General features: G+C 32.0%; 1 protein-coding gene. It reads right to left on the minus strand.

Features of this window, described 5'->3' with window-relative positions:
* Positions 1 to 338: 338 nt before the first annotated feature.
* On the minus strand, positions 339 to 1,637 hold the full coding sequence (locus ACFSQJ_RS14300; RefSeq protein WP_377767655.1) for a hypothetical protein: 1,299 nt from the start codon (positions 1,635 to 1,637) through the stop codon (positions 339 to 341).
* Positions 1,638 to 1,800 lie beyond the last annotated feature (163 nt).

Raw genomic sequence — 1,800 nt, forward strand, 5'->3', positions numbered from 1 at the left:
TTTAGTTTTCCGGTTGTAAGTTCGTCCAGAATTTTGAGTTTGAAAGATTCGGAATACCGTCTGATTACTTTGTCATTTTTGTACATAATTGTAAGAATTATGTAGCCTTTATTCAGGACGGGTCAAAATGTTGCCTAACGTGTTTGTATAAGATTAGTTGCGTGTTAAAGCACCTAATTTAGCAAATACGAACCGAATAGAAAATCCGCGAGGATTTTCGTAAGTAGGCTGGCACTAGCAATTAATTTTATACGGTGTTAGCAATAGTTTATCTTACTTATTATTCTATAATTTATCAAGAGAATCGATTTATGAAAAGACTATCCTAATAGGTTAGCTTATTCTTTCTTTAAGGTACTTGCAGTATAAGGATTGCTTAATAGTTCTTTAAAAATTTCCCAACGTTTTTCAGGATTATTGTAAGAACCACCTAGCATCTCAACGTGCTTGGCAACTAAATCTTTTCCTAAATTATAATTAATTACATAACTGCGGTTTGCTTCAATAAAACGCACGCTTTGCTCTGCTTTTTCTGGTGTAAAAAGACTATATTTTTCAATTTGTTTTATGGCATTCTCACGTGTGAGACCTCCATTAAGGTAGGCTCTTGCTGTCTCATTTCTTGCATAATTTAATTTGCTCATTACATCTTGTACTGTGTAAAATATTTCGGCTTTACTTGTATCTATTCCAGCAAGTGGGAACAGATATTCCTTTTCGAAATCTATCCTTTTATCACCAGGGAAAACAACATCAATGCCATAATTCGCACTGCCTTCTGAAATAAGTGAGAATGGCGAAAATAAAGGATAGACTGAATATTCCATCCAACCTTTTGTATTTACTAGATTTTGCTCTGTAAGCATCATATAAATATGGTGCCCTGGATAACCTTCATGACTGCCTAAATCTATAGCTCTGCTAATATAAATAGGAAAATCAGTATTTATTTGTATCAGACTTTGAGCATTACCTTGATAATAATTATAGCCACCCCAAACCTTATCAGTTACATATTCCAGAACAAAATTTTCGTTTTCTGGTAATTCAAAATAGTGTTTTGTAATTTTTCTAGATTCGTTTATAGCAACTCTAAAAACCGTATCGAGCTTATCTTTTGGAATAATAAATTCAGCCATAAAATTATTGTATCTGGTAGGCAAATCTCCATCGCCAGGTAGAAGACTATCTAATTCACCTAATAGTTCATCAAAATGAGAGAACGAGAAATGTGGAGGTACTGCGTCATAAAGTAATTTAGCCTCTTCATCAAATGGAAATGTCTTACCACCTATCATTTCGATTTTCGTTCTAACAGCAATTAGTTGTTTTTTAAGCATGTTAATGCGGGCAATTTCCAAATTTGGGTTATCTGAAACAAGTAATTCATCACATTGACTTATCAATGTATTGGCACGTTGTACAAAATTATCTAGAGGTAATGTTTCAGATTTTGGTTCTGTTGGTTTCCATTCTTCTGGACCAAAATAAGCATCAACAAAGGCATTATCATATTGTCCAATTTCTAAAACCAATTTTACATAGTCTTCAGCAATGATATCAATTGATAAAGGATTTGAACTTGACTTACATGAAGTTATAATTAACACAAGAATAATAACAAGATATTTTTTCATAATTAAGTTGGATTAGAACACCAAAATACAATTTTAATATGTCTAGTCCTGAAATATGGCTACAGGTTAAAAATAGATTTACGCTGTTAATTTATATACCATATTAGGTGTTTTGTATTCTAAAGATAAATGTAATCTTATTTCATTGTATAGATTGATTGCA

The organism is Croceitalea marina, assembly GCF_042684265.1.
GTDB lineage: Bacteria > Bacteroidota > Bacteroidia > Flavobacteriales > Flavobacteriaceae > Croceitalea > Croceitalea marina.